Consider the following 23,491-nt stretch of genomic DNA (forward strand, 5'->3'; position numbering starts at 1 on the left):
CAAGACGCGGAGGCAGTAAAATCGTTCCGGTTGAAGAAATGCCGGCGGGGATGGGTCGCAAATCGGAGTAACTGTTACTTTTACGTTCGGTTGCAGTTCGCTCACCAGTCAGGGCTCTCCTGCCTCGCTCGACCGACCGATCTTTCTGCGCAGGTTGGCGATGATCGTCTCCAGCCCGTTCAGTACCTCGTTCCGCTGTTCAGCGGACAGGTTCTCACAGAGCACCTGTTCGTGCTGGTCCGCCTGTTCCACCAGCGTGCGGACGACCTTCTCTCCCTCCGGCGTCAGCCAGACGGATTTTGCACGACGGTCTGTTTCCGAATTACGACGCTCCAGGAGCCCGTCGGCTTCGAGACGATCAAGGATCGTCACGAGGCTGGAGCGCTGCAGGGCGATTGCCTCTGCCAGCTTCGTCTGGGTCTGGCCGGGATTAGCGCGGATCACACAGAGCAGACCGAGGTAGCGAGGCGCGGCGCCAAAACCCTTAACCTGTTCCTCGAACGCCTGATAGGCCATGATCTGGGCAAGGCGCAGCTTGTAGGCGATCGACCGTTCTTGGGAGCCGGCTTTCAACTCACCGCCGTTCTGATCTTCCACGCTCAACCCCTCATTGACTTCGATCACATCAACTATATAGTTCGATATCGAACAATTCGGCACCGACCAATAAAGCCATTCTAGCGGATTGCGCGATCGTGTCGAAGACTTTCGTTTTCGGGGAGGAGAACGCAAGGTGGCAGTTCATGACGGCGTTGCACACTGGCATCCGGAAGGGGAAGGTGCGCCGCTACACGATCTGACGGTGGGCGAGGCGCTTCGGCGGCGCGCTCAAAAAGATCCGCAGGCGTCGGCCTTGGTCTTCGAAGATCCGGCGAGTGGTCGACAGCTCCGCTGGACGTATCGCGAGCTTGATCAGCAAGCAGACCGTGTGGCTCAAGCGCTGCTCTGCTGGGGTGTCCGCGCCGGCGACCATGTCGCTGTCATGGCCGTGAACTCTCCCGAATGGGTCCTGCTGGAATACGGTCTTGCGCGGATCGGCGCCGTTCTGGTGACGATCAACACCGCGCTGCGGCGCGACGAAATCGGCTATATCCTTGCCATATCCAAGGCGAGCGTCTTGTTCTTTAACGCCGAGCAGCGCGGGTATGATGTCTCCTCGGCCCTCTCCTCCCTGCGGCCAGGCCTCCCACACCTGGAGAAGCTCTGTGTAATTGGTGACGTGGCCGCGGCGGGTGCGATCAGGTGGGACGAGTTCATGTCGCTTGCCAACCAGTCCAACCCTGAGGCGCTGGCACGAGCGGAAGCCGCCGTATCTCCGTCCGATGTCGCCCAGATCCAGTTTACCAGCGGCACCACCGGCTCCCCGAAAGGCGCGATGCTGCGGCACCTCAGCATCGTCAACAATGCCAATCTCATGTCTGAGCGGGCAGGCTTCCATACGGACGACAGGCTTCTGAGCGCCATGCCCCTGTTTCACACGGCAGGCTGCGTCTGCAACGTGCTCGGAATGCTGATGTCGGGTGGATGCCTCGTGCTGATGCCGGGCTTTGATGCGCGTCACATGGTGGATCTTGGCGCAAGGGAGCGCATCACCGTCATCAACGCCGTACCGACGATGTATCTGCGCATGTTTGAAGAACTGGACCGCCTTGGGGATCGCGCACCAGACCTGTCTTCCCTTCGCATCGCCTTCACGGGAGGCACCTCGATTCCGCCGGAGATGATGCGGCGTCTCCATGACCGCTTCGGTGCCGAGCCGATGATTATCATGGGCATGACGGAAGCGAGCCCGATTATCACGCAGACGAGTGCGGATGACGACTTCGAGCAGAAGATTTCTACCGCCGGCATACCCTTGCCGCATACTGAACTACGCATCGCCCACCCAGAAACCGGAGCCACGCTGAAGTGCGGTGAAATCGGCGAGTTGAAGATCCGCGGCTACCAGATCACGGCCGGCTATTTCGACATGCCGGACGCGACGGAGAAGGCGATCGATGGAGAGGGCTGGCTCTCGTCGGGCGATCTCGCGGTTCTCGAAGCCGATGGCCATCTTCGCATCGTCGGCCGGATCAAGGACATGCTGATCCGCGGCGGCGAAAACATCTATCCGGTAGAGATCGAGACGTTTTTGCAGAGCCATCCGGATGTCGCGGATGCCTATGTGGTTGGCGTGCCCGACCGGGATCTCGGCGAGGAGATCTTCGCTTTCGTCAAGCTCCGACCGGGAGTGACCCTGTTGCCTGAAGCTCTGCGGCAGCATTGCAAGGACAACATGAGCCGCCAGAAGGTGCCGCGCTACATTCATTTTGTCGAGACCCTGCCGATGACCGCAAACGGGAAGGTGCAGAAATTTGCGCTGCGGGAGATGGCCGCGGCGATTGCCAGTGAGAATTTGGTAGGATGATGAAGGACCAGGAACCGGCCCTGCTCAGCGAAACGCGTGATGGCATTCTGCTGTTGACGCTCAATCGCCCACAGGCGCGCAACGCCATCAGCCCCGAAATTGCGTGCCGGCTGTCAGATGCCTTTGCCGCTTTTGCAGAGGATCCGGACCAGCGGGTGTGCATCCTGACCGGCGCGGGCGATAAGGCATTCTGTTCCGGCGGCGATCTCGCGCTCACACTGCCGCTTCTGACAGGTGCGCGCAGCCCTGAAACGGAATGGGATCATCGCGTGCTGGACGATCCGACTGTCATGAGCCGGTCGGCGCTGCGTAACTTCGAACTCAACAAGCCCATCATCGCTGCCATCAACGGCGCCTGTCTTGCCGGCGGCATGGAAACGATGCTGGCTACCGACATCCGCATTGCCGCGAGCCACGCCACCTTTGGCCTTCCGGAAGCCAAGCGAGCCCTGATTCCATTCGCCGGCTCGCTCGTCCGGCTGCCGCGGCAGGTCTCTTATTGCGTGGCGATGGAGATGCTGCTCGTCGGCGACAGCCTCGATGCAGAGTCCGCGCGCCTGGCGGGGTTGGTGAATTATGTTGTTCCGCCTGAAGAGGTGCTGCCGCGCGCTTGGGCGCTGGCGACCAAGATCGCGGCCAACGGTCCCGTTGCCGTCAGCGAGATCAAGAGGACTGTACTCGCCTCCAGCGGACGCACCCTGGAGGAGGGGTATGCGCTGGAAGACGCCGCCAAGGATCGCGTGATGGCGACCAGTGACGCACGCGAGGGACCGCGCGCCTTCATGGAAAAGAGGCAGCCTGCCTATGTCGGACGATAACATGGCAACATCGATCGACCTCTCGGGCAAGTCGGCAATCGTGACCGGGTCGGGACGCGGTATTGGCCGCGCCACTGCGCTCGCCCTGGCGCACGCCGGCGCCTCGGTTGTCGTCAATGATCTCGATGGTGATGCGGTGGAGGAAGTCGTTGCCACCATATCCGAGGCTGGCGGAAAGGCAGCGCCTGCCGTTCATGCCATCGGCTCCAGCGAGGCGGCACAGGCCTGCGTCGAGACCGCTCTTTCGGCTTTCGGTCGTCTCGACATCATGGTGACGAACGCTAGCAACCTTCGCGACCGCGTGCTCTGGAACACCGGGGACGAGGACTTCGACTCCGTCATACAAACGCACCTGCGCGGAACCTTCACCTGCGCACGCGCCGCTACTCGCCACTTCCGTGAAGCCGGCGGCGGTGGACGGCTGATCCTCGTGTCGTCGCTGGCAGGCCAACGCGGCAACTTTGGGCAGACGGCTTATTCCGCGGCGAAGGCCGGAATTGCCGCCATGACCCGCACGTGGTCGATGGAACTCGCAAAGGCGCGTGTCACGGTGAATGCGATCGTCCCGAACGCGCTGACGCGGATGACGAGCACGATACCTGCGCTTCAAGGGTATGCGGAAGCCGCCGAACGCGGTGAGCCCCTGCCGGACAACCTGCGCGCCAGCATCGGTATCGGCACGGCCGAAGATGTCGCGCCGCTTGCCGTGTTCCTGGCATCTGACAGGTCTGCAACGATCACCGGCCAATGCATCGGCATCGGTGGGGACAGGTTATCGCTTTGGTCTCACCCTCAGGAAAAGCAGGTGGCGCTTTGCAAGGGCGGTTGGAGCGCGGACGAGATTGCGGAACGATGGGCGTCAGATTTTGCCGGACTGGAGGAGAGTGTCGGCATCACGATGGACGGTCTTTGATCAACAGGACCGCATAGGAGAGCGGTCATTGGGAGGAGAAGGAAGATGAAAGCTACATTCACTTTGATAGCACTTGGCATGGCGGCGGTCGCCGCTCAGGCAGCAGGAGCCGCTGAGCTCAGGCTCGCCCACTGGCTGCCGCCGCAGCACACGCTGCAAACGACGGGCTTCGAGCCCTGGATCAAGTCGATCAGCGATGCTTCAGGCGGCAAGGTCACGATGACGATCTTCCCGGCGCAACAACTGGGCTCGGCGACCGACCACTATGACATGGCGCGTGACGGTATCGCCGACATCACCTTCGTAAACCCGGGTTACCAGCCGGGACGTTTCCCGATCATCTCTGCAGGCGAGCTTCCCTTCATGGTGACGAATGCCAAGGGCGGGTCCAAGGCGTTCGACAGCTGGTATCGTGCCTATGCCGAAAAGGAGATGGCGGACGTCCATGTCTGCATGGCTTTCGTCCAGGATCCCGGCACGATCCACTCGCGCGACGCGATGCGTGTTCCGGGCGACATCAAGGGCAAGAACATCCGGCCTGCCCAGGCGACCATGGGGAGCTACGTGAACCTGCTCGGCGGGGCGAGCGTCCAGGTGCCAGCACCGGAGGCCCGAGAGGTCATCGCCCGTGGTGCGGCTGACGCCATCACCTTCCCTTGGGATAGCGTCTATCTCTTCGGCATCGATGCGGTGACGAAGCACCATATCGACATGCCGCTCTACACGACGACCTTCGTCATGGCGATGAACAAGGCGAGTTACGAGGGTCTGGCTGACGACGCGCGCAAAGTCATCGACGACCATTGCACCAGCGAATGGGCCGAAAAGATCTCTGCGGGCTGGGCTGACCAGGAAGCATCTGGACGTGAGAAGGCGCTCTCGCAGAAGGATCACACGGTCTACAAGCCGACCGCGGAAGAGATGAACGCATGGAAGGAATCAGCCAAGCCGCTGACGGACAAGTGGCATGAGCAAGTGAAGGCCTCCGGTGGAGACTCGGAGGCCATTTTCTCGGCGTTCAAGTCTGCTCTCGCCGCTGAAAAGGCACTCGCGGAATAGGCTGAAAAACATGGACAGGCTGGAACGGGCCTTGAATCAACTGACGCTTGGCGTGGAAGTGATGGCGGGGCTTTGCCTCGCCATCGTCACCGTCGTGATCTTCGCGTCGGCGATCGGGCGGTATCTATTCGCTTACCCGATCCCGGATTCCTTCGACATCGCCCGGTTGCTGCTGGGCATCACCGTGATGTGGGGTTTTGCCGTACTTGGCTTCTCAGGCCGGCACATCACCGTCGACCTGCTGGCCGAAGCTGTGCGGCCAGCGCTCCGGCGTGCCATTGATGTCTTCGCACAGGCCGTCTTGCTACTGTTTTCGGTGCTTCTTGCATGGAAGATCTTTTCGCGGCTTGCCAGTGCCTATGCCAGCCACGAGGCAACATTCGATCTGAGGCTGCCGGTGTGGCCCTTCATCGGCATCATCTGGATTGGCGCACTCATGGCGGTGGCCATGGCCCTGCTGCGCTTTGGCATGCTCGCAGCCGGCCGGCAGGCAAGCCCGATCTCACCAAGCGAGAACATTCATGACTAGCCTGGACTGGATTGCCATCGGCGGCTTTGTCGCCTTGTTCGCCATGCTCGCGTTCCGGGTGCCGATCGGCGTAGCCATGAGCCTCGTCGGGGTCGGCGGCTTTGCCGTTGTTGCCGGCTGGAAACCGGCGCTGAACCAGCTCGCGATCTCGCCGATGCGTACGATCACCGACTACAACCTCTCCCTGATCCCAATGTTCGTGCTGATGGGGGTTTTCGCCACCCATTCCGGCATGTCGCGTGAGCTGTTTCGAGCGGGACAGGCATGGCTCGGGCAGTTGCGAGGCGGGCTGGCGCTCGCTACCATTTCCGCCTGTGCCGGCTTTGCCGCGATCTCGGGTTCATCGGTCGCAACGGCGGCGACCATGAGCAACGTGGCGCTGCCGGAGATGCGCCGCTTCGGATACTCCGACAAGCTTGCGACCGGGGTCATCGCCGGCGGTGGGACTCTCGGAATCCTCATCCCGCCATCGGTGGTGCTGGCGATCTACGGCTACATTACCGAGCAGGATGTGGGAAAACTGTTCATCGCAGGCATTATTCCCGGACTGGTCGCCGTCCTGATGTACATGGCCTGCGTTTACGTCGCCTACTGGAAACACCTCCCGCGGGGTGCCAAGGTGTCAGGCGGCGAGCGGCTGCAGTCGCTGAGGGCCATCTGGGCCGTTGCCCTCTTGTTCATCGCCATCATCGGCGGAATCTATGCGGGCGTGGTGACGCCGACGGAAGCCGCAGCCGCAGGTGCGTTCCTGACGGCGCTGATCGGTATCCTGCGCGGCAGGCTGAATACCCGCCGGATCATGGAGTCGCTTGTCGAGGCGCTGACGACCTCGGTCGCGATCTACACGATCCTGATCGGCGCGATGCTCTTCAACTACTTCCTGGTGATCACCCAGACGCCGCAGAAAATCGCCGCCTTTCTGGTCCATCTCGATCTCGGGCCCTATCCGACGCTGTGGCTGATCCTCGGCTTCTTCCTGCTGATGGGCTGCATCCTCGATGCAATGGCGATGGTGATCCTCCTGGTGCCGATCGTCTTCCCGGTGATCACCCAGCTTGGCTTTGATCCGATCTGGTTCGGCATCATCGTGGTCATGACCGTGGAACTTGGCCTGATCACCCCGCCGATCGGCATGAACGTCTTCGTCATTAACTCCATCAACAAGGACGTCAGCCTCGTCACGATCTTCAAAGGCATCATCCCCTTTGTGATCACGGACCTGTTGCGGCTGATCCTCTTCGTGGCGTTCCCGGCAATCGTGATGTTCTTGCCGAACTCGATGTAGCGACCAGTCTCAAGCCATGGCGGAAGCGGGCAACTGCTCGAGAAGAGCCGCGATTCTGGCGCGCGCATCGGCTTCGCGAACGTCGAGGAACATCATAGCGGCGCGTCGCGCAGCCTCGATGCCCTGCGTGCTGTCTTCCAGCACGAGGCAATCGGCAGGCGAGGTGGCGAGACGCTCGGCGGCAAGCAGGAACATGCTCGGGTCCGGTTTTCCCTCGGCGACATCGTCAACCGTGACAATTGCGTCGAACAGGTGAAGTAGCTGGCAGGCCTCCAGCGTGGCTTTCACGACGGAGGCCTCGCCGTTGGATGCCACGGCGGACGGCCGGGCTCCCCAAGCGTGGGCGAGTTCGGCGACCGGTGGATTGGGGGCCGCATGACCTCCAGCGGCAAGCGCACGCGCTTGCTCAAGGCTTTCTCGGTAAAGCCGGGCAGGTTCGACCTGCCGGGCTGAAGCGCTGTTCCACTCTTCGATCAGCGCCTGCCTAGAGAGGCCGGTGCGTGTGTCGTAGAACGAACGCTCAAGCTTTGCCCCTTGGGCAACGAAGGCATTCGCAAACGCCTTGAAATGCAGTTCGCCTGTGAGCGCGAGCGTGCCGTCGCAGTCGAAGATGAGGGCTTTGGGCATTGCGATCATGCAGGCAGGCTTTCATTGAGGCAGGCCGCCAGGGCGGCAGATGTCAGCGGTTTGGTGAGGCAGAAAATGCGGCCGGCAAAGCGACCGGCGAGAGGTGAGCTGTCCGGAAGATTGCCGGACACGACGATGACCTTCGTTTCGGCGGAGCGGGTGAGCGCCGTCTCAGCGATACGCCAGCCGGCGGCTTCGCCCAGCAGGTTGAAGTCTGTCACGACGAGTTCGAACGGGTCGCGTGAAGCAAGAATATCCAGCGCCTCAGCTACCGAGCAGGCTTCGATGAGCTTGGGAGTCTCGAGCAAGCGCCGGGCATGCGCGGCGTCGACGGGATTGTCTTCCACCAGAAGGACCGGGCCTGGAACGATGAACTTCCTGTGTTCGGCCGAGGCGAGAGGCAGAAGCAGGCGTACCGTCGTGCCATTGCCGACGGTCGAAGTCATTTCCAGGTCACCGCCCGACTGGCGGATGAAGCCGTATACCATCGCAAGCCCAAGCCCGGTCCCGGTGCCGTCAGCGCGGGTCGTGAAAAACGGTTCGGTCGCCTGTGCCAGTACTTCCGGCGACATGCCCCGCCCGGTATCCGAAACCTCTATCTGGGCGATTTCGTGTGACTTCAGGCTCAGGCGGATCTCGACGCGACCGGCCCCGCTGATCGCCTGCCCGGCGTTCAGGCAGAGGTTGAGGAGCGCGCTTTCCATCTGACCAGGATCGACCCTCACCATCAACGGCTTATCGGTCACCTTGATTTCGAACTCAATCTCTTCGGAGAGGGCAAACCCGATGAGATCCTCGACGCCCTGAAGCAAGGTATTAAGGTCCACGACCTCGGGCTCGAGGTTCAGCCGGCGCGCGAAGGCAAGCAGTCGTTGCGTGAGCGATGTACCGACTTCGAGCGCCGAACCGATCGACTGTCGCAGGCCCGACATCCGTTCTGGGGAAGCGGTTTCCATGAGGTGCAGGCTGGTAGAGATCGTCGAAAGAATATTGCCGAAGTCGTGTGCGACTTCTCCGGAAATCTTGCCCAGCGCTTCCGTCCGCTGGACCGATCGAAGTCTGTCTTCCAGCTCTCTTCGTTTCGACGCATCCGAGAACAACATCACCGAGCCGCCTGTCGCCAACCGGCTTTCGCGCAGTTCCAACACGCGTCCACTGGGATGATGCAGTTCGGCAAAGCCATCGGCACCATCAACGCGCGTCCAACCTGCTTCCGCTAAAAGATCAGCCATAACAGGTCGCCCAACCAATGCTTCTGTTGCGACCCCCGACACTTGCGCAAATCGGCTGTTACGCGCGACCAGGGCACCGGTTTCCGACAGGATCGCAAGGCCGTCACTCATTCCGTCATAGAGGTTCTGGAACAGCGCATTACGCTGGGCAAGCTGCCGGTTGGAGCGATCCAGCCGGAGTGCGTTCGCGCGGAATGCGCGGAAGGACTGGAATAGCTTGCCGATCTCATCGCCCGGGTGGGTGGTTCGCGGCAGGCGGCTCGAGCGGTCGCCGACCGCCAGGCGCGACATGGCCTCCGATATGGCTCGCAGGTTCGCTGCCACGTAAGTCGAGACAAAGATGCCGGCCGTGATCGCGACGACAGCGCTCGCAAGCACCGCAATCAGAATGATGCTTTTCGCAAGCGTCAACGAGGAGCGGGCGCGGTCCCGCTCGGCAGCGATATCCGCCTGCGCACGAGCGCCGGTTTGCGCTGCATAAAGATTGGTGGCTTCGGCTCCAAGCCGGATGCGATCGAGGGCAGCTTCCGCCTCGATCTGCCGCGCGAGCTCCTGCCTGCGCAGCTCAAACAAGCCGTCCGACCCCTCGGCGCGCGTACGAAGGTCCCATGCTTCGCCGGAGGCACGAGACCCCAGGCGGGCGATCATGACGCGAAACTCGCGTTGATACTCTCCAACTGCAACCAGATTTCCAGCACGTCCTGCGCCAATAAGTGCGCCAGCCATCCGCTGCAGTTCAAGCCATTGATGCGCCTCGGCAAGTGACCTGTCGGTTTGGCGGGCGTTGTCAGAATAACGCCGTTCAAGGATCGCGATCTCGGCATTGATGCGCAGGATCCGGTCGGTCAGGCGGGCACGTTCGCTCGCAACGTCCGCCAATCGGTTGACGTTCTCCGAAAGCTTGCGAAGATTGGCGACCATCTCGGCATCATCAGGCGAGACGCCGCCGAGGATCTCGTTGACCGTGCGGCTCGCCTCGTCCGCTTGCTGGCGAATGCGGAACGGGCTCGGCAGCGTCAGCAAATACGGCGCTTTGGTCGCAAGATCGGAGGCGCGACGCGACAGAGCGAGCGCCCGTTCCGCAGATGCCAGCGTCACGTCGTGCAGATGGTCGAGCTTGGAATTCGCGAGGCTCAACGCTGTCCAGCTCGTGCCGCCCACGACGAGGGTCGCCAGGGAAAGGGCGATCAGCGTGAGAAGCAGGCGAGTGCGGACAGACGTACGTGTGGCTGTCATGTGGTCGTGACGAAGATGTAGCCGTGTCCACGGCGGGTCTGGAGGTGGACGGGCTTGGCTGGAACAGGCTCGATCTTGCGCCGCAAGCGCATGATGAGCACGTCGATCGTGCGGTCCATGTATTGCGACAGGTCGCTGCCGAGTTCACGCAGGAGGTCTGTGCGCGGGATCACCCGGTCTGGATTTCGCACGAAATATTCGAGCATCCGGTATTCGGCATTCGTCAACGGTATTTCATTGCCGTCAGGGCCGATGAGCTCGCGCCGGCTCTGATCGAGGCGGAAGCGGCCGAAGGTGCGGATCTGGTTCTGGCTGCGGTCGGGCAGCGACAAGCTGGCATGCCCGGTGCGGCGCAACACCGCCCGCAGGCGTGCAACGAGTTCACGCGGGTTGAACGGCTTCATGATGTAGTCGTCGGCACCTGTTTCCAGCCCGATGATCTTGTCCGTCTCGTCGCCACGGCCGGTCAGCATGACGATGGGCAGGCCCATCCGCTCGCGAATATGAATTGCCAGTGTCAGTCCGCTTTCTCCCTGAAGGCGAAGATCGATCATGGCGAGATCGATCGTCTGGTTGGCTGCCGCCGCAAAAAAGCCTGCACTGTCTGCGACCGGTACCGGCACGAAGCCGTTGTCGATCAGCAGGGTGGCGATGGATTGACGCAGTTCCGTATCGTCGTCGACGATCGCAACCACGGCGCTTCCCGCAGGCGCAAGAGAAGACATATGACCTCCTTCGGCGAACCTCCCTGCCGTCATTCTCTATATTGCCGTATTACAAAGAACGGGACGAGGATTATCGCGTGTCGTTTATGACCGCCGGGAAGCGGCCTCTGTAACATTGTTCATCAAGTTCCCCGGTAGCTGAAGTGTTGTTAATCAATGACCATTAGTCACTGCTGAGGCGCCTGTGGCAGGTTCTCCGGGAGCGGATTTGGAGATCCGTGGATTCCCTTGGGAGGACATTATCATGAAGACGATAGCGATTAGCGCATTGGCGCTGGCAGCTTTTTTTACCGCCAATTCTGCAAATGCTGAACAGTTGAACGTCGTTTGCTCCAACGAGCAGGCGTGGTGCGACCTGATGGCGCAGAATTTCAAGATCGACACCGGCATCGACGCCGCCATGGTCCGCAAGTCGACCGGCGAAGTGCTGGCACAGCTGCGCGCTGAAAAGGGCAACCCGAAGGTAGATGTCTGGTGGGGCGGTACGGGCGACCCGCACATCATTGCGGCAAACGAAGACCTTACCGTTGCGACGGGCGTGGACGTTTCCGGCCTGCTCGGCTGGGCACGCAACATGACCGAGATGACCGGTGGTCGCGCCGTTGGCGTGCACGTCGGCCTGCTCGGCTTTGCCTACAACAAGGAATTCCTGGCCGAGAAGAAGATCGCGCCGCCGGCCTGCTGGCGTGACCTGGCGAAGCCGGAATACAAGGGCGAGATCCAGGTCGCCAACCCGAACTCCTCGGGCACGGCCTACACGGAACTTGCGACCCTGGTGCAGCTCTTCGGCGAAGACGAAGCCTACAAGCTGCTCGCCGAGATCGGCGCCAACGTCAACCAGTACACCAAGTCGGGCTCTGCGCCGACCAAGGCTGCTGCACGTGGCGAAACGGCAATCGGCATTGGCTTCATGCACGACATGGTCAAGCTGAAGAAGGAAGGTTTCCCGATCGAGATCGTCGCACCTTGCGAAGGCACTGGCTACGAGCTCGGCGCCGTTTCGGTCGTCAAGGGCACCCCGAACCTCGAAGCTGCCAAGAAGTGGGTTGAGTACGTGATCTCGGCCGAAGGTCAGTCGCCGGGTCTGGAAGTTGGTGTCTACAACATTCCGTCCCACCCGGACGCGAAGACCGACCCGGAGGCTCCGTCCATGGCCTCGATCAAGCTGATCGACTACAACTTCGCGACCTACGGTGCATCTGAAACCCGCGAGCGCCTGCTGGCGCGTTGGGAAAAGGATGTCAAGGGCGCAGGCGGCGCAGTCGAAAACTAAGGTCTTCCGGACTCGCGCCGCAGGGCGCGAGTCATCTCTTTTCAGGATATCGTTGCGATGACGCGCACCACCAGGCTCTGGAGCTCCGTGGGTTTGGCAGGCTTTTGCTTGCTGCCATGGTATATTGTGCCAGGGGGCTTCTGGTCCCTTAGCTGGTTGAGCGACCTTGGCAATCAAGGCGCTTCCGGACTTGTTCATGGTTTGACCGGCAAGTTCTGGCTGGTCGCGCCCGCCATCGCGCTCCTCGCGGCCCTCATCCTCAGCGGCATGCGGCTCTCTGCAGCCGCCCATGCGCGCGCCTCGGTCGCCGCTGGTGCTCTTGGTCTGCTGCTCCTGGTTGGCCAGGGTCTCATGGTCCTGCGGCAGGGATCGCGCTTCGACCTGTTTGGCGATGTTTCCCAGGCAGGCATGGGCGCGGGGGCGTTCATTGTCGCCTTGTCGCTGCTCTTCGTCATGACGACCGGCATTTCCGGCCTCGGCAAGGGCAGGGGCGACGCCTTCGTCACAGGCCTTGTCGGCTTGATCCTTGCGCTGGTCGGCGTGTTCGTTTTCTATCCGATGGCCTTCATCTTCGTGCAGGCTTTCCAGTTGCACGGCGGAGCGGGTTTCGGTGTATCCGAGTTCCTGCCACGTCTCTTTGCTCCCACTACATGGTCGCTCCAGTGCCTGGTCGGGCACGGATATTGCGGACCGGCGGTCAACTCGCTTGCCCTTGCATTGCTGGCAGGTCTTGGGACGACCGCCCTCGGCCTGGCATTCGCGCTGATTTTCACGCGCACCTCTTTTCCGCTGAAGAAGCTGCTGCGTGTCCTCACGGTCCTGCCTATCATCACCCCTCCCTTTGTCATCGGTCTGGCCCTGATCCTCCTTTTCGGCCGGACCGGGACGGTGAACGTCCTGCTTGCCGATGCCTTTGGCTGGGAGAAGACCCGCTGGCTCTACGGCTTCTGGGGTGTGTGGCTCGCGCAGATGTTGTCGTTCACGCCGATCGCCTTCCTGGTTCTGATCGGCGTTGTGGAAGGCATCAGCCCCTCCATGGAAGAGGCCAGCCAGACGCTCGATGCCAACCGCTGGCAGACGTTCCGCCGCGTATCTTTCCCGCTGATGCGTCCGGGTCTCGCCAACGCGTTCCTGCTCGGGTTCATCGAGAGCCTCGCCGACTTCGGCAATCCGCTTGTGCTTGGTGGCAACTTTAACGTCCTGTCGACCGAGATCTACTTCGCGATTGTGGGCACGGTTGCCGATCCGGCCAAGGCTGCGATCCTGTCGATGATCCTGCTTGCCATGACACTTGGTGCCTTCGTGGCGCAGCGCACATGGCTGGGCAAGAAGAGCTACGCGACCGTGACCGGCAAGGCCGACAATGGGCAGCATGCCAGCCTCAACCCGACGCTGAAGTGGGCCTGCTACCTCACCGCACTGCCGTGGGCTGCCTTCACGCTCGTCCTTTACGTGCTGATCGTCTTCGGCAGCTTCGTCAAGCTATGGGGCTACAACCACGCCTTCACGTTCGAGCACTATGAGAAGGCGTTCCGCATCGTCTTCCGCAACGGCGTGCATTTTGTCGGCGCGGCCTGGGACAGCTACTTCACCACGCTCACCATCGCTGCGGTTTCAGCTCCGCTAACCGCGATCGTCGGCCTGGCTACGGCCTACCTTCTGGTGCGCCAACGGTTCGTGGGACGCGACGCATTCGAGTTTTCGACGATGTTGTCGTTTGCCATCCCGGGGACCGTCATCGGCGTCGCCTATGTCATGGCGTTCAACTTCCCGCCGATCGAGCTTACCGGCACCGCCATCATCCTCATCCTGGTGTTCATTTTCCGCAACATGCCCGTTGGCGTGCGCGGTGGCATCGCAGCGATGAGCCAGCTCGACAAGTCGCTCGACGAAGCATCCATCATGCTGGGCGCCAACAGCTTTACGACGCTGCGCCGCGTAATCCTGCCGCTGATGGGACCGGCCATGCTCGCCGCCGTCACCTACAGCTTCGTTCGCGCGATCACCTCCGTCTCCGCCGTCATCTTCCTTGTGTCGGCGCGCCACAACATGGCGACGAGCTTCATCGTCGGGCGTGTCGAAAACAACGAGTTCGGCATTGCGATCGCCTATTCCACGGTCCTGATCGTGACCATGCTGCTTGCCATCCTGATGCTTCAGGCCGTCATCGGCCGACGTCGCCTGCGCCGCGCTGACCGCGTCGCGGCTTGACATGAAAGGGCTAGACACAATGACCAAAGGCTCCGTTCGCTTTGAATCCGTCACCAAACGCTACGGCCCGGTGGTGGCCCTGAAGCCGCTGACGCTCGAGATTGAATCCGGCACGCTGTGCACGCTGCTTGGGCCCTCCGGATGCGGCAAGACGACGACCCTGCGGCTGATCGCTGGCCTCGAGAGTGCGTCAGAAGGGAAGATCCTGATCGGTGGCGAAGACGTAACCCATCTTTCCGCAACCTACCGTCGCGTCTCGATGGTCTTCCAGTCGTATGCGCTTTTCCCGCACATGACGGTGGCCGACAACGTCGCCTATGGTCTTTCGGTCAAGCGCGTGCCGAAGGGCGAAGCGGCTGCACGAGCCGACGCGGCCCTCGAAATGGTCGGCCTCAAGGGCTTCGGTAAGCGCCTGCCGTCCGAGCTATCAGGAGGCCAGCAGCAGCGCGTTGCCGTTGCCCGCGCCATCGTGCTCGAGCCGGAAGTCCTCCTGCTGGACGAACCGCTCTCTAACCTGGATGCGAAACTTCGCCGGCATGTGCGCGAGGAAATCCGGCAGATCCAGCAGCGCCTGGGCCTGACCGCGGTTTATGTGACGCATGACCAGGAAGAGGCCATGGCCGTTTCCGACCGGATCATCGTCATGAACAATGCCGAGATCGCCCAGGCGGGCACGCCGCGCGACCTTTACGAGCGCCCGGCATCGGCCTTCATCGCCGACTTCATTGGCGATGCCAACCTTCTGGATGTCGACGTGGCGCAGGATGGGTCGGAGACAAAGGTCCAGTTGCGCGAGCACTCGTTCAATCTGCCGCGGCCAACAGACCTTAAGGGGGCGGCGAAGCTGGTTCTTCGCCCGCATCAGGTACGCTTGTCGCAGGGGCCGTCCGCGATGTCGCTTCCGGCCGAGGTTGCCTATGCCGCCTACCTCGGAAACTGCATCCAGTACACACTGGCGACGGCCGCCGGAGAGATCTTCGCAATCCTTCCTCCCTCTGGGCAGCCCTTTGCCAAGGGCGACACCGTGCACGTGACCTGGGATCCGGAAGACCTGCGCCTCGTCGCAGCATGACGGTGCGTTCGATGTAAATTGACTGGGGCGCCTAGCGCTTCCAGTCTTTTGACATCCGGACTTTGTCGCCCCACAGGAAGCGCTCTTCGTGCGTGCTTGCGAAATCCGGGTCAGCATAGATGTAGAGCCGTCTGATCAGGTCGCCGTCAAAAGCGAATACGTTGGCGAAACGTCCTTCGGAGCGCCCTTCAATAGGCCACGGCGTGCCGTCAGCCATCACACCGCTCTCGAACCCTTCGACGATCACATGGTCGCCGGCGACATGGAAGGTCAGCCGATCGATGTCATGGCGGATGCTCTTCAGCGAACCCATGAGCCCCTTGGCAAGCTCCATGAATTCCGCCTTTCCATAGCCAACGCCGAACTTCGGGAAGTACACCTCGACATCATCGGTAAACAGGTCGAGGATCGTTGGATCGCCTCGGTCGATCCTGCGGAAATACTCGGTCGCGGCTTCGATGCGACTGTCCGCAGAATGAGCCATGCTTTTTCCTCGCTGGTGGTAATCGGCCTGCCGAAAAGTATAGGGCGGGCAAGCAACAAACCAATGCGCTCGGCGCGGGAACCTCGCGAATCCTGTCACGTTTCCGCAAACAGGAGCATCAACAGGAGGTTCTTGATGATGACCACTCGCCCCAAACGCTTTTGCCGCACGGAGTTCAAGCATTGAGCCGCATTGCATCCATCTCAAAACACGCCGGGCACGCGGCGGTGCCACAGGAAGACGCAGGTACTGAAGTCGCGGAAACAGATGCGGCTCCCGATGAGCCGCGAGGCTTTCTCGCACAGCGTCAGCGGGCTGAACTGTCGTTGCTGTTCAACAAGGATGCCGGGCTGAAGGCCAAGGTTGAGGTCAGCAACGGTGGGCTGCTTTCGATCGCTGCACTCGTGTCGAGCATCCTGCTCACCACGAGTGTTCTTGTTCATGTCGCAGTTCGCGACGGGAAGCGGAGCCGCTGGCTTAGTTGACGTCGCGAAGATTTCACCGCTGAATTCCGTCTGAAAACAGGGTACTGCCGTGCGATTGAAGTCTTCGCTGTTGACTTTACTTTGCTCCTAATCGACCTGTTCCACTTTGAAGCAGTTGCTGAAGGTAAGGTAGATTGGCCAACGCAGTCGTAGGTGCTCACGATATCATTCTGGTCGTGCTGGCGGTGCTGATCGCAGTCGCTGCCTCCTATACTGCGCTCGACATCGCCTCGCGTATTGCAGCTGCCCCGACGCGCCTCGGATCTGCGGCATGGCTCGCGGCTGCTGCGGTGTGCATGGGCGGCGGCATCTGGTCGATGCATTTCGTCGCGATGCTGGCCTACGTCTTCCCCGGGGTGACGGTCGCCTATGATCCGGCGCTTACCATCCTGTCGCTGCTGATCGCTGTGGTCGTCACAGGCGGCGGGTTCGCGGTGGTCTCGCGGCCCCGAGCCGGGACAGTGGCCCTTGTTCTGAGCGGGCTCTTCATGGGAGGCGGCATCCTCGCCATGCACTATGTCGGCATGGCCGCGATGCGCATGCACGCGACCCTCTCCTATTCAATGACCTGGGTGGCGGTCTCCGTATTCATCGCGATGGGCGCGGCCATCGCAGCCCTTTGGCTCGCCTTCCGTGGCGGCGGCTATCTCCAGAAAGGTTTCTCGGCGCTTGCCATGGGTCTCGCAATCTCCGGCATGCATTTTGCTGGCATGCGCGCTGCGTCTTTCGGCATGCATGAAGGCATGGAAGCGGATGCCGATCTCGCGAGCGTCGATCAGGGCACGCTTGCGCTTGCCGTGGCGTCCATCACCTTCCTGATCCTTCTGGCGGCGATCGTCGCAGCGATGTTCGACCGGCGGTTTGCGGCACTCGCTACCAATGAGGCACTGGCCCTGAAGCGCAGCGAAGAACAGTTCCGCTCGCTCTATCGCCGCACGCCGCTGCCACTGCATTCCCTCGACGACGAAGGCCGCATCGAGGACGTCAGCGATGCCTGGCTCGCCATGCTCGGTTACCAGAGGCGCGATGTCATTGGCCGCCCGCTGATCAATTTCATGACCGAGGAATCGGCCCGGCAAAGACTTCTCGACTGGAAACAGCTCCTGGAGGCGGGCGAGTTGCGCGAGCGGGAATACCGGCTCGTGACCCGCGACGGAGACTTCATCGACGTTCTGGCCACCTCCCGCGTGGAGCGGGAGGCCGATGGGCGTTTCTTGAGAAGCGTTGGCGGGCTGGTCGATGTTACCGCGCGTCGCCGCGCTGAAGCTGCCTTGCGCCAGGCCCAGAAGATGGAGGCCGTCGGGCAGTTGACGGGCGGTATCGCTCACGACTTCAACAACATTCTCGCGGTCATTCTCGGGAGCCTGGAGATGATCCGCAAACGTGTGCCGGCGGATGAGCGTACGGCGCGCATGGTGGAGAACGCGATCGAAGGGGCCAAGCGGGGAGCGGCGCTGACGCAGCGGATGTTGTCCTTTGCACGCCGCCAGAGCCTGAACCCGCAGCCGGTTGACCTGCGTTCCCTGGTTGAAGGCATGCGCGACATGATGGAACGGTCTCTCGGCCCGAGGGTGTCGCTCCTTGTCGACCTGCCGCCGGATCTGCCAATGGTTCAGGCAGACCCACACCAGCTTGAGATGGCCTTGCTGAACCTTGCCGTCAATGCCCGCGACGCCATGGATGAGGGCGTGATCCAGATTACCTCCGACCCCGAGAAGATACCGCCTTCGACGCTCAGCAAGGGGAGGTTCTGTTGCCTCAGCGTCATCGACAACGGCAAGGGCATGGACGAGGCGACGCTTGCGCGAGCGCAGGAGCCGTTCTTCACTACCAAGGGCGTCGGCCGCGGCACCGGCCTTGGCCTTTCCATGGTCAGTGGCTTTGCCGAGCAGTCGGGCGGGCTGCTAGACATTATCAGCCGAAAGGGTAAGGGGACGCGAGTCGACATCTGGCTACCTCTGACGGATGCGTCGGCTCCGGCTGCTGATGCCGATGCGGACACCCCGGCAATCCCGGCTTTTGCACTGGCGGGCAAGTCGGTCCTGATCGTCGACGATGAACCGCTGATCCTCATCAACACGGAAGCCACGCTGCAGGAGGCGGGTGCACGGGTTCGGTCGGCCGCGACGGGGATCGAGGCGCTTGAGATCATCCAGAGAGACCCTGAGATCGCCTGCGTCGTCACTGATTATGCGATGCCCGGCATGACGGGAGCGCAGCTTGCCGCTGCGATCCGCGTTACGAAGCCCGGCATCCCGATCATCATCGCGACGGGTTATGCGGACGCACCGGAGGAGATCGCCAAGTATCCGCGGCTACAGAAGCCGTTCACAGCGGCAGGCCTTATCAGCTCTGTCACTGATGTGCTCTCCACGTCCACGGCCGAGGTCATCGAGTTCCCGAAAGGCCGCCCAGGTACGTCGTGAGGCAGTCGCCCCGGATCGAGGCTGCCGGCCATATCTCCGGTCAGTTCGCGAACAAGCCTTTGAGGCGTGACGGCTGGCATCGCAGGTATTGCGGTGCTGCCTGCACCTGTGCGCCAAGTTCAGCCGCGGCATGCCATGGCCAGCGCGGATCGTAGAGTACGGTGCGGGCGAGTGCGATAAGGTCCGCATCGCCGGTGGAGATGATCGCCTCTGCCTGCTCCGGATCGGTGATCAGGCCAACAGCTACAACGGGCATCTTGACCGCAGCCTTGACAGCACGCGCCAGCGGAACCTGGTAGCTTGGCCCAACCGGGATCTTCTGCTCGATATGCAGGCCGCCGCTCGACACGTGGATCGCGTCGCAGCCTCGTTTTTCTAGCATCCGCGCGAACTGGACGGTTTCCTCGACGCTGAGGCCGCCGTCCACCCAATCGGTCGCCGACACACGCATGGTAACCGCCTTGTCCGGAAATGCCTCGCGCACGGCTTCGAACACTTCGAGCGGGAAGCGGACGCGATTTTCCAGCGAGCCTCCGTATTCGTCGGTGCGCTGGTTGGACAGAGGCGACAGGAACTGGTGGAGAAGGTAACCATGCGCTGCGTGGATCTGCACGGCGTCGAGACCAAGCCGCGCCGCACGTACCGCAGAAGCAGCAAAGGCATCGCGGATGCGTGTAAGACCTTCCTTGTCGAGGGCAGTCGGCGGCGTGTACGCAGGATCGAAGGGTATCGCCGATGCCGAGACGGTCTGCCAACCGTTCGGGGCGTCGGGCGCGATCTGGCGACCGCCCATCCACGGCTTCTCCGTCGATGCCTTCCGGCCCGCGTGGGCAAGCTGGACGGCGATCGGCATGTCTGACCATTTGCGGATACTCTCGAGCGTGCGACCCATCGCCTTCTCCGTCGCATCATCGTAAAGCCCAACATCGGCATAGGTGATGCGCCCATCTGGCGTCACGCCGGTTGCCTCGATCGTCAGCAGGGCGGCACCGGACAGCGCGAGCTGACCCAGATGGATCAGGTGCCAGTCGGTCATGCAGCCGTCTTCCGCCGAATACTGGCACATTGGTGCAATGACGATCCGGTTGCGAAGTTCGACATTGCGCACACGAAGCGGCGTGAAAAGTGCGGGCGTAGCCATGTGATTCCTATCGTCTGGAGGAACAGCGGGGTTCCTTGGGGCAAGTAAAGCGGATGATAACGCTTGAGAGGCTCCGAAGTTTGGCAAACTTCGCCAGGAAGACAAGCCGCCTGTCGCGGCCTACAGGCGTGACAGTGCTGTACCGCGTGATGCTTGTGCCACATTGGCAGCTTCATTGCTGTCCCAGTCGCGCCAAAGCGATGAGTTGGAATTTGCCCTGCCCAAGACAGGCACTAAAGTAAGCGGCACTTCAAAAACATCCGCATGAAACAGGTTCGGCAGCTTTGGAAACCATAACGATCGCTCTCGTCTTGCTCGTCGCTGTCGTTCTGAGCGGCGCGATCTCGCGCAGCCTGCCAGCCCCGATACCCCTGCCGCTTGTCCAGATCACCCTCGGCGCAATGATCGGCATGGCGGCCGACCTGCGTGTCGCGCTGGAGCCTGACATTTTCTTCCTGCTGTTCCTGCCACCGCTCCTGTTTTTGGATGGTTGGCGGATCCCGGCTGATGAGCTGATGAAGGATCGCGCGACGGTTCTGGAGCTCGCTCTCGGACTTGTCGTGTTCACGGTCGTCGGCGTCGGCTTCTTCATCGACTGGATGATCCCGGCCATGCCGCTAGCGGTCTGCTTCGCGCTTGCCGCCGTCGTCTCACCGACAGATCCGATCGCCGTTTCCGCGATCGCCCAACGCGTACCGATCCCGCGGCGCATGATGCACGTGCTCGAAGGCGAGTCGCTGCTCAACGATGCCTCCGGCCTCGTTTGCCTGCGTTTCGCGATCGCCGCGGCCCTTACCGGAACCTTTTCCCTCTACGACGCCACCTTGACCTTCCTCTGGGTCGCAATCGGCGGACTGAGTGTCGGCGTCCTGCTGACTTGGGGCGTCACGCGGATCAAGGACTGGATCTCCCGGCGCATCGGCGAGGAAAGCGGCTCGCAGATCCTTGTCAGCCTCCTCATTCCCTTCGCCTCATATCTTGCTGCCGAGCACCTGCATTGCTCGGGCATTCTGGCCGCGGTCGCGGCTGGCGTGACCATGAGCTTTGCGGAAGGCAAGGGAACGGCGCTTGCTGCAACCCGTATTCGCCGCAACACCGTCTGGGACGTGATCCAGATCACCGCGAACGGCATCATCTTTGTCCTGCTCGGCGAGCAGCTTCCCGGAATTGTCGCTCGCTCGGCTGAGACGGTGAAGCTGACGGGCCATGAGAGCGCCTGGTGGCTTGTCGTATATGTCCTGGCGATCAATGCTGCTCTGGCGGCGCTTCGTTTCATCTGGGTCTGGGTTTCGCTGCGACTTACGATGTTCCGCGCCGGTCGTAGCAGCCATTCGCCGAATTGGCGGATTGTGGCGGCGATGTCCTTCGCCGGTGTGCGAGGTGCGATCACGCTCGCAGGTGTCCTTACGCTGCCCTTCGCCATGGGTGATGGATCACCGTTCCCGGCACGCGACCTCGCCATATTTCTGGCCGCAGGCGTGATCATCGTTTCGCTCATTGCAGCGAGCATCGCTCTGCCGCTTCTGTTGAACAACCTGCAGATGCCGGCCGAACCTGCGCATGATCGCGAAGAGGATATCGCCCGCATTCACGCGGCCGAGGCGGCGATCGCCGAGATCGAGCGTGTGCAGCATAAGCTGGCCGAAGGGCGCAAGGATGCCGACCTTTATGTCGCCGCCGCCTCCCAGATCATGGAGCTCTACCGGCACCGCATCGAAAGCCGCAACAGCGAAGGGGAAGCCGGCAATGCTCTGCGTCAATCTGAAAGGATTGAACGCGAGATGTGGCTTGCTGCCATCCGCGCAGAGCGGCGGGAGCTTTTCCGCAAGTTGCGCAGGCGCGAACTTGGAAGCGGCACAGCCCGCAAGCTCATCCGGGAACTGGACCTTCTTGAAACGCGATATGCGGACTGAAAGGCGGCTCTACTTACGGTCGTCAGTCTGCCAGATAAGCTATCCGGTGCGGTTTGCGCACCGCAAATGCGATCCCTGTCGCGGTTAACATTAACGCCCAAGCTGACTTGACCGAAGCAAAAGATCGGGTAGGGGACCTTGGCCACATTTCGTGGTGCAAGGGGAACTTTTAAATGAAACTTGATATTCGTGCGGCCTTCGCGGCAGCATTGCTTTCGTGTGTCTGTGCTACCTCCGCTCTCGCCACCGGTGCTATCGCAGTCAACGATGAAGCGGGCACTTCGGCTGAAGATGCCGGTTATGCAGTCGGTTACGGCGGCAACAAGAAGGAAGCCTCCGCCAGCGCAATGAAGGAATGCAAGGCTGCTGGCAACGAGTCCTGCGAAGTTGTTCTGACCTTCGAACAGTGCGGCGCCTATGTCGGCAACAAGGCCTATTATGCAACCGGCATCGGCTCGACCGAAGCTGCCGCGCAGAAGGCTGCGCTGGCGGAATGCCCGACCTGCAAGCTCATCGTTTCCGACTGCCACTAAGACACCGGCTTCCATGAACATGGTTAGAAGCTACGGCCTTTGCGGCGCTCGTTTGTGCGACGGCGCTTGGCGCCACACAATCATCCGCATTCGCATGGAGCTGCGTCGCCGTGTCTGATGAAGGCACTTACGGCTACAGCTACAACTACAAGACGGAGAACGCGGCGCGCAAGCGTGCGCTGAACGAGTGTGCCAACCGCACGACCGAGGACTTCGAGTGCGAAATCACCGAGTGCGACGAAGACGATTGATATAAACCTGACGAGCCGGAGAAAACCTCCGGCTCGTCCCCGGACTGTGTGAACCGCGCCCCTTACTCGAACAGTACCAGTATGTTTTCCGCATTGGTATTGGCGATCTGCAGGCTCTGCCGCGCCAGTTGCTCCTGCGTCTGCAAGGCCTTGAGCCGCGTCGATTCTTCGTTCATGTCAGCGTCTACCAGACGGCCAACGCCGGTCTTCATGACGTCCGACAAGGTTGTCGCAAATCCGGCCTGCATTTCGATCCGCTTCTGCAGCGAGCCGAGGAGGCTGGCACTCGAGATCGAGCGCTGCAGCATGTACTCCACGCCCGTGATGTATTCGTCGATGGTGAACAGCGACTGGGTGATGTCCACCTCATCCAGATTGAACTCCAGCGCCCATGTCGGGATCGACCACACATCGCCCACCGCAACACGGGCCGCACGATTGCCCGCCTCGGGGTAGATGGTCTGGTCGGCGGCGAAGGTGATTGTGTTGCCGCTGGGCGTCGCCTTCAGCCCGCTACCGGCAGAGACGAACTCGATCACCTTGGCAAGGTCCACAGCATTGGTCACGGCGCCGTCTGTCGTGCCTAAAGCGGCGTCCACGACCGGCTTGTCGATCTTGTATGTCGTGTTCATGCCGGGACCGACCTGTACATCGAAGTAGATCTCCGATTTCGGAGAGACGGTGAACGGCTTCGTGAAGCTGATGCTCGCCTGCGGATGCATGTTGTCATGGTTTCTTTCCCGCGGGTCCTCGAGAGAGAGTAACAGTCCGATGCCCAGGCTGATGAATTTACTGATATCGTATCATATTTTCCTTTGTTACTTCGTCACATTGGTAAACCGAAAGTTAGTTTGCGCAAGCCTTAGTAATT

Annotated in this window: 20 protein-coding genes and 1 pseudogene; 14 read left to right on the plus strand and 7 right to left on the minus strand. The window is 61.4% G+C overall.

What is annotated here, in order from left to right; genetic code table 11:
• Positions 1–108: 108 nt before the first annotated feature.
• Positions 109–597, minus strand: a complete 489-nt coding sequence (locus tag CYG48_RS20225; RefSeq protein WP_118852379.1) for a MarR family winged helix-turn-helix transcriptional regulator — start codon at positions 595–597, stop codon at positions 109–111.
• A 136-nt stretch (positions 598–733) separates the two neighbouring features.
• Between CYG48_RS20225 and CYG48_RS20230 the strand changes: the two genes are divergently transcribed.
• Genes CYG48_RS20230 through CYG48_RS20255 form a run of 6 tightly spaced genes read left to right on the plus strand, consistent with a single transcriptional unit; the run spans position 734 to position 7,011 of the window.
• Positions 734–2,407 (plus strand): AMP-binding protein, encoded by a 1,674-nt coding sequence (locus CYG48_RS20230; protein ID WP_118852381.1) that lies wholly within the window; start codon positions 734–736, stop codon positions 2,405–2,407.
• Positions 2,404–3,225, plus strand: a complete 822-nt coding sequence (locus CYG48_RS20235; protein ID WP_245450552.1) for an enoyl-CoA hydratase/isomerase family protein — start codon at positions 2,404–2,406, stop codon at positions 3,223–3,225. Before CYG48_RS20230 ends, CYG48_RS20235 begins: the two co-directional genes overlap by 4 nt.
• Before the next feature lies 1 nt (position 3,226).
• A complete protein-coding gene (locus tag CYG48_RS20240) occupies positions 3,227–4,138 on the plus strand; it encodes an SDR family NAD(P)-dependent oxidoreductase (protein WP_118852383.1) in 912 nt (303 codons plus the stop codon).
• 45 nt (positions 4,139–4,183) lie between these two features.
• Complete coding sequence (locus tag CYG48_RS20245; protein WP_118852385.1) at positions 4,184–5,197, plus strand: TRAP transporter substrate-binding protein; 1,014 nt, start codon at positions 4,184–4,186, stop codon at positions 5,195–5,197.
• A 31-nt stretch (positions 5,198–5,228) separates the two neighbouring features.
• Positions 5,229–5,726 (plus strand): TRAP transporter small permease, encoded by a 498-nt coding sequence (locus CYG48_RS20250; RefSeq protein ID WP_245450553.1) that lies wholly within the window; start codon positions 5,229–5,231, stop codon positions 5,724–5,726.
• On the plus strand, positions 5,719–7,011 hold the full coding sequence (locus CYG48_RS20255; protein ID WP_118852389.1) for a TRAP transporter large permease: 1,293 nt from the start codon (positions 5,719–5,721) through the stop codon (positions 7,009–7,011). The genes CYG48_RS20250 and CYG48_RS20255 overlap by 8 nt, the downstream gene beginning before the upstream one ends.
• Positions 7,012–7,020: 9 nt before the next feature.
• Here CYG48_RS20255 and CYG48_RS20260 read toward each other — a convergent pair whose 3' ends face one another.
• The 3 genes from CYG48_RS20260 to CYG48_RS20270 are packed head-to-tail and all read right to left on the minus strand — an operon-like array spanning position 7,021 to position 10,831.
• Positions 7,021–7,638, minus strand: a complete 618-nt coding sequence (locus CYG48_RS20260) for an HAD family hydrolase (protein WP_199925317.1) — start codon at positions 7,636–7,638, stop codon at positions 7,021–7,023.
• A gap of 5 nt (positions 7,639–7,643) precedes the next feature.
• A complete protein-coding gene (locus tag CYG48_RS20265) occupies positions 7,644–10,106 on the minus strand; it encodes an ATP-binding protein (protein WP_118852393.1) in 2,463 nt (820 codons plus the stop codon).
• Complete coding sequence (locus CYG48_RS20270; RefSeq protein ID WP_118852395.1) at positions 10,103–10,831, minus strand: response regulator; 729 nt, start codon at positions 10,829–10,831, stop codon at positions 10,103–10,105. The genes CYG48_RS20265 and CYG48_RS20270 overlap by 4 nt, the downstream gene beginning before the upstream one ends.
• A gap of 244 nt (positions 10,832–11,075) precedes the next feature.
• Between CYG48_RS20270 and CYG48_RS20275 the strand changes: the two genes are divergently transcribed.
• The 3 genes from CYG48_RS20275 to CYG48_RS20285 are packed head-to-tail and all read left to right on the plus strand — an operon-like array spanning position 11,076 to position 15,387.
• Positions 11,076–12,104, plus strand: a complete 1,029-nt coding sequence (locus tag CYG48_RS20275; protein ID WP_118852397.1) for an ABC transporter substrate-binding protein — start codon at positions 11,076–11,078, stop codon at positions 12,102–12,104.
• A 57-nt stretch (positions 12,105–12,161) separates the two neighbouring features.
• Positions 12,162–14,315 carry an ABC transporter permease gene (locus CYG48_RS20280; protein ID WP_118852399.1) on the plus strand — a complete coding sequence of 718 codons (2,154 nt, stop codon included), beginning with the start codon at positions 12,162–12,164 and terminating at the stop codon, positions 14,313–14,315.
• A 19-nt stretch (positions 14,316–14,334) separates the two neighbouring features.
• A complete protein-coding gene (locus CYG48_RS20285; RefSeq protein WP_118852401.1) occupies positions 14,335–15,387 on the plus strand; it encodes an ABC transporter ATP-binding protein in 1,053 nt (350 codons plus the stop codon).
• A 31-nt stretch (positions 15,388–15,418) separates the two neighbouring features.
• On the opposite strand, the gene CYG48_RS20290 is transcribed toward CYG48_RS20285, so the two are convergent.
• Entirely contained in the window at positions 15,419–15,871 is a 453-nt protein-coding gene (locus CYG48_RS20290) for a nuclear transport factor 2 family protein (RefSeq protein WP_118852403.1), read from the minus strand.
• A 182-nt stretch (positions 15,872–16,053) separates the two neighbouring features.
• On the opposite strand from CYG48_RS20290, the gene CYG48_RS20295 reads away from it, so the two are divergent.
• Positions 16,054–16,356: a hypothetical protein gene (locus CYG48_RS20295; protein WP_150132739.1), complete on the plus strand. Its 303-nt coding sequence runs from the start codon at positions 16,054–16,056 to the stop codon at positions 16,354–16,356.
• Between the two features lie 134 nt (positions 16,357–16,490).
• Positions 16,491–18,782, plus strand: a complete 2,292-nt coding sequence (locus CYG48_RS20300) for an MHYT domain-containing protein (RefSeq protein ID WP_118852407.1) — start codon at positions 16,491–16,493, stop codon at positions 18,780–18,782.
• Positions 18,783–18,822: 40 nt separating this feature from the next.
• On the opposite strand, the gene CYG48_RS20305 is transcribed toward CYG48_RS20300, so the two are convergent.
• On the minus strand, positions 18,823–19,923 hold the full coding sequence (locus tag CYG48_RS20305; RefSeq protein ID WP_118852409.1) for an NADH:flavin oxidoreductase/NADH oxidase: 1,101 nt from the start codon (positions 19,921–19,923) through the stop codon (positions 18,823–18,825).
• Positions 19,924–20,207: 284 nt separating this feature from the next.
• Here CYG48_RS20305 and CYG48_RS20310 point away from each other — a divergent pair, with 284 nt between their 5' ends.
• The 3 genes and pseudogenes from CYG48_RS20310 to CYG48_RS20320 form a co-directional block, all read left to right on the plus strand.
• A complete protein-coding gene (locus CYG48_RS20310; protein ID WP_118852411.1) occupies positions 20,208–21,836 on the plus strand; it encodes a Na+/H+ antiporter in 1,629 nt (542 codons plus the stop codon).
• A gap of 173 nt (positions 21,837–22,009) precedes the next feature.
• Entirely contained in the window at positions 22,010–22,369 is a 360-nt protein-coding gene (locus CYG48_RS20315) for a DUF4189 domain-containing protein (RefSeq protein WP_118852414.1), read from the plus strand.
• A gap of 107 nt (positions 22,370–22,476) precedes the next feature.
• Positions 22,477–22,620: pseudogene (locus tag CYG48_RS20320) on the plus strand (DUF4189 domain-containing protein); the annotation flags it as partial.
• Between the two features lie 62 nt (positions 22,621–22,682).
• Here the strand turns inward: CYG48_RS20320 and CYG48_RS22970 are convergent.
• Positions 22,683–23,342: a flagellin gene (locus tag CYG48_RS22970; protein WP_118852419.1), complete on the minus strand. Its 660-nt coding sequence runs from the start codon at positions 23,340–23,342 to the stop codon at positions 22,683–22,685.
• Positions 23,343–23,491: the final 149 nt, after the last annotated feature.

This window comes from Neorhizobium sp. SOG26 (assembly GCF_003491345.1).
GTDB lineage: Bacteria > Pseudomonadota > Alphaproteobacteria > Rhizobiales > Rhizobiaceae > Neorhizobium > Neorhizobium turbinariae.

What these genes read in the sequence shown, in the direction of transcription:
- CYG48_RS20315 (WP_118852414.1), top strand. Translation starts at nt 22,010, where the DNA reads ATGAAACTTGATATTCGTGCGGCCTTCGCGGCAGCATTGCTTTCGTGT.
- CYG48_RS22970 (WP_118852419.1), bottom strand. Translation starts at nt 23,342, where the DNA reads ATGCATCCGCAGGCGAGCATCAGCTTCACGAAGCCGTTCACCGTCTCT.
- CYG48_RS20235 (WP_245450552.1), top strand. Translation starts at nt 2,404, where the DNA reads ATGATGAAGGACCAGGAACCGGCCCTGCTCAGCGAAACGCGTGATGGC.
- CYG48_RS20245 (WP_118852385.1), top strand. Translation starts at nt 4,184, where the DNA reads ATGAAAGCTACATTCACTTTGATAGCACTTGGCATGGCGGCGGTCGCC.
- CYG48_RS20265 (WP_118852393.1), bottom strand. Translation starts at nt 10,106, where the DNA reads ATGACAGCCACACGTACGTCTGTCCGCACTCGCCTGCTTCTCACGCTG.
- CYG48_RS20275 (WP_118852397.1), top strand. Translation starts at nt 11,076, where the DNA reads ATGAAGACGATAGCGATTAGCGCATTGGCGCTGGCAGCTTTTTTTACC.
- CYG48_RS20260 (WP_199925317.1), bottom strand. Translation starts at nt 7,638, where the DNA reads ATGCCCAAAGCCCTCATCTTCGACTGCGACGGCACGCTCGCGCTCACA.
- CYG48_RS20285 (WP_118852401.1), top strand. Translation starts at nt 14,335, where the DNA reads ATGACCAAAGGCTCCGTTCGCTTTGAATCCGTCACCAAACGCTACGGC.
- CYG48_RS20270 (WP_118852395.1), bottom strand. Translation starts at nt 10,831, where the DNA reads ATGTCTTCTCTTGCGCCTGCGGGAAGCGCCGTGGTTGCGATCGTCGAC.
- CYG48_RS20305 (WP_118852409.1), bottom strand. Translation starts at nt 19,923, where the DNA reads ATGGCTACGCCCGCACTTTTCACGCCGCTTCGTGTGCGCAATGTCGAA.
- CYG48_RS20290 (WP_118852403.1), bottom strand. Translation starts at nt 15,871, where the DNA reads ATGGCTCATTCTGCGGACAGTCGCATCGAAGCCGCGACCGAGTATTTC.
- CYG48_RS20280 (WP_118852399.1), top strand. Translation starts at nt 12,162, where the DNA reads ATGACGCGCACCACCAGGCTCTGGAGCTCCGTGGGTTTGGCAGGCTTT.
- CYG48_RS20255 (WP_118852389.1), top strand. Translation starts at nt 5,719, where the DNA reads ATGACTAGCCTGGACTGGATTGCCATCGGCGGCTTTGTCGCCTTGTTC.
- CYG48_RS20240 (WP_118852383.1), top strand. Translation starts at nt 3,227, where the DNA reads ATGGCAACATCGATCGACCTCTCGGGCAAGTCGGCAATCGTGACCGGG.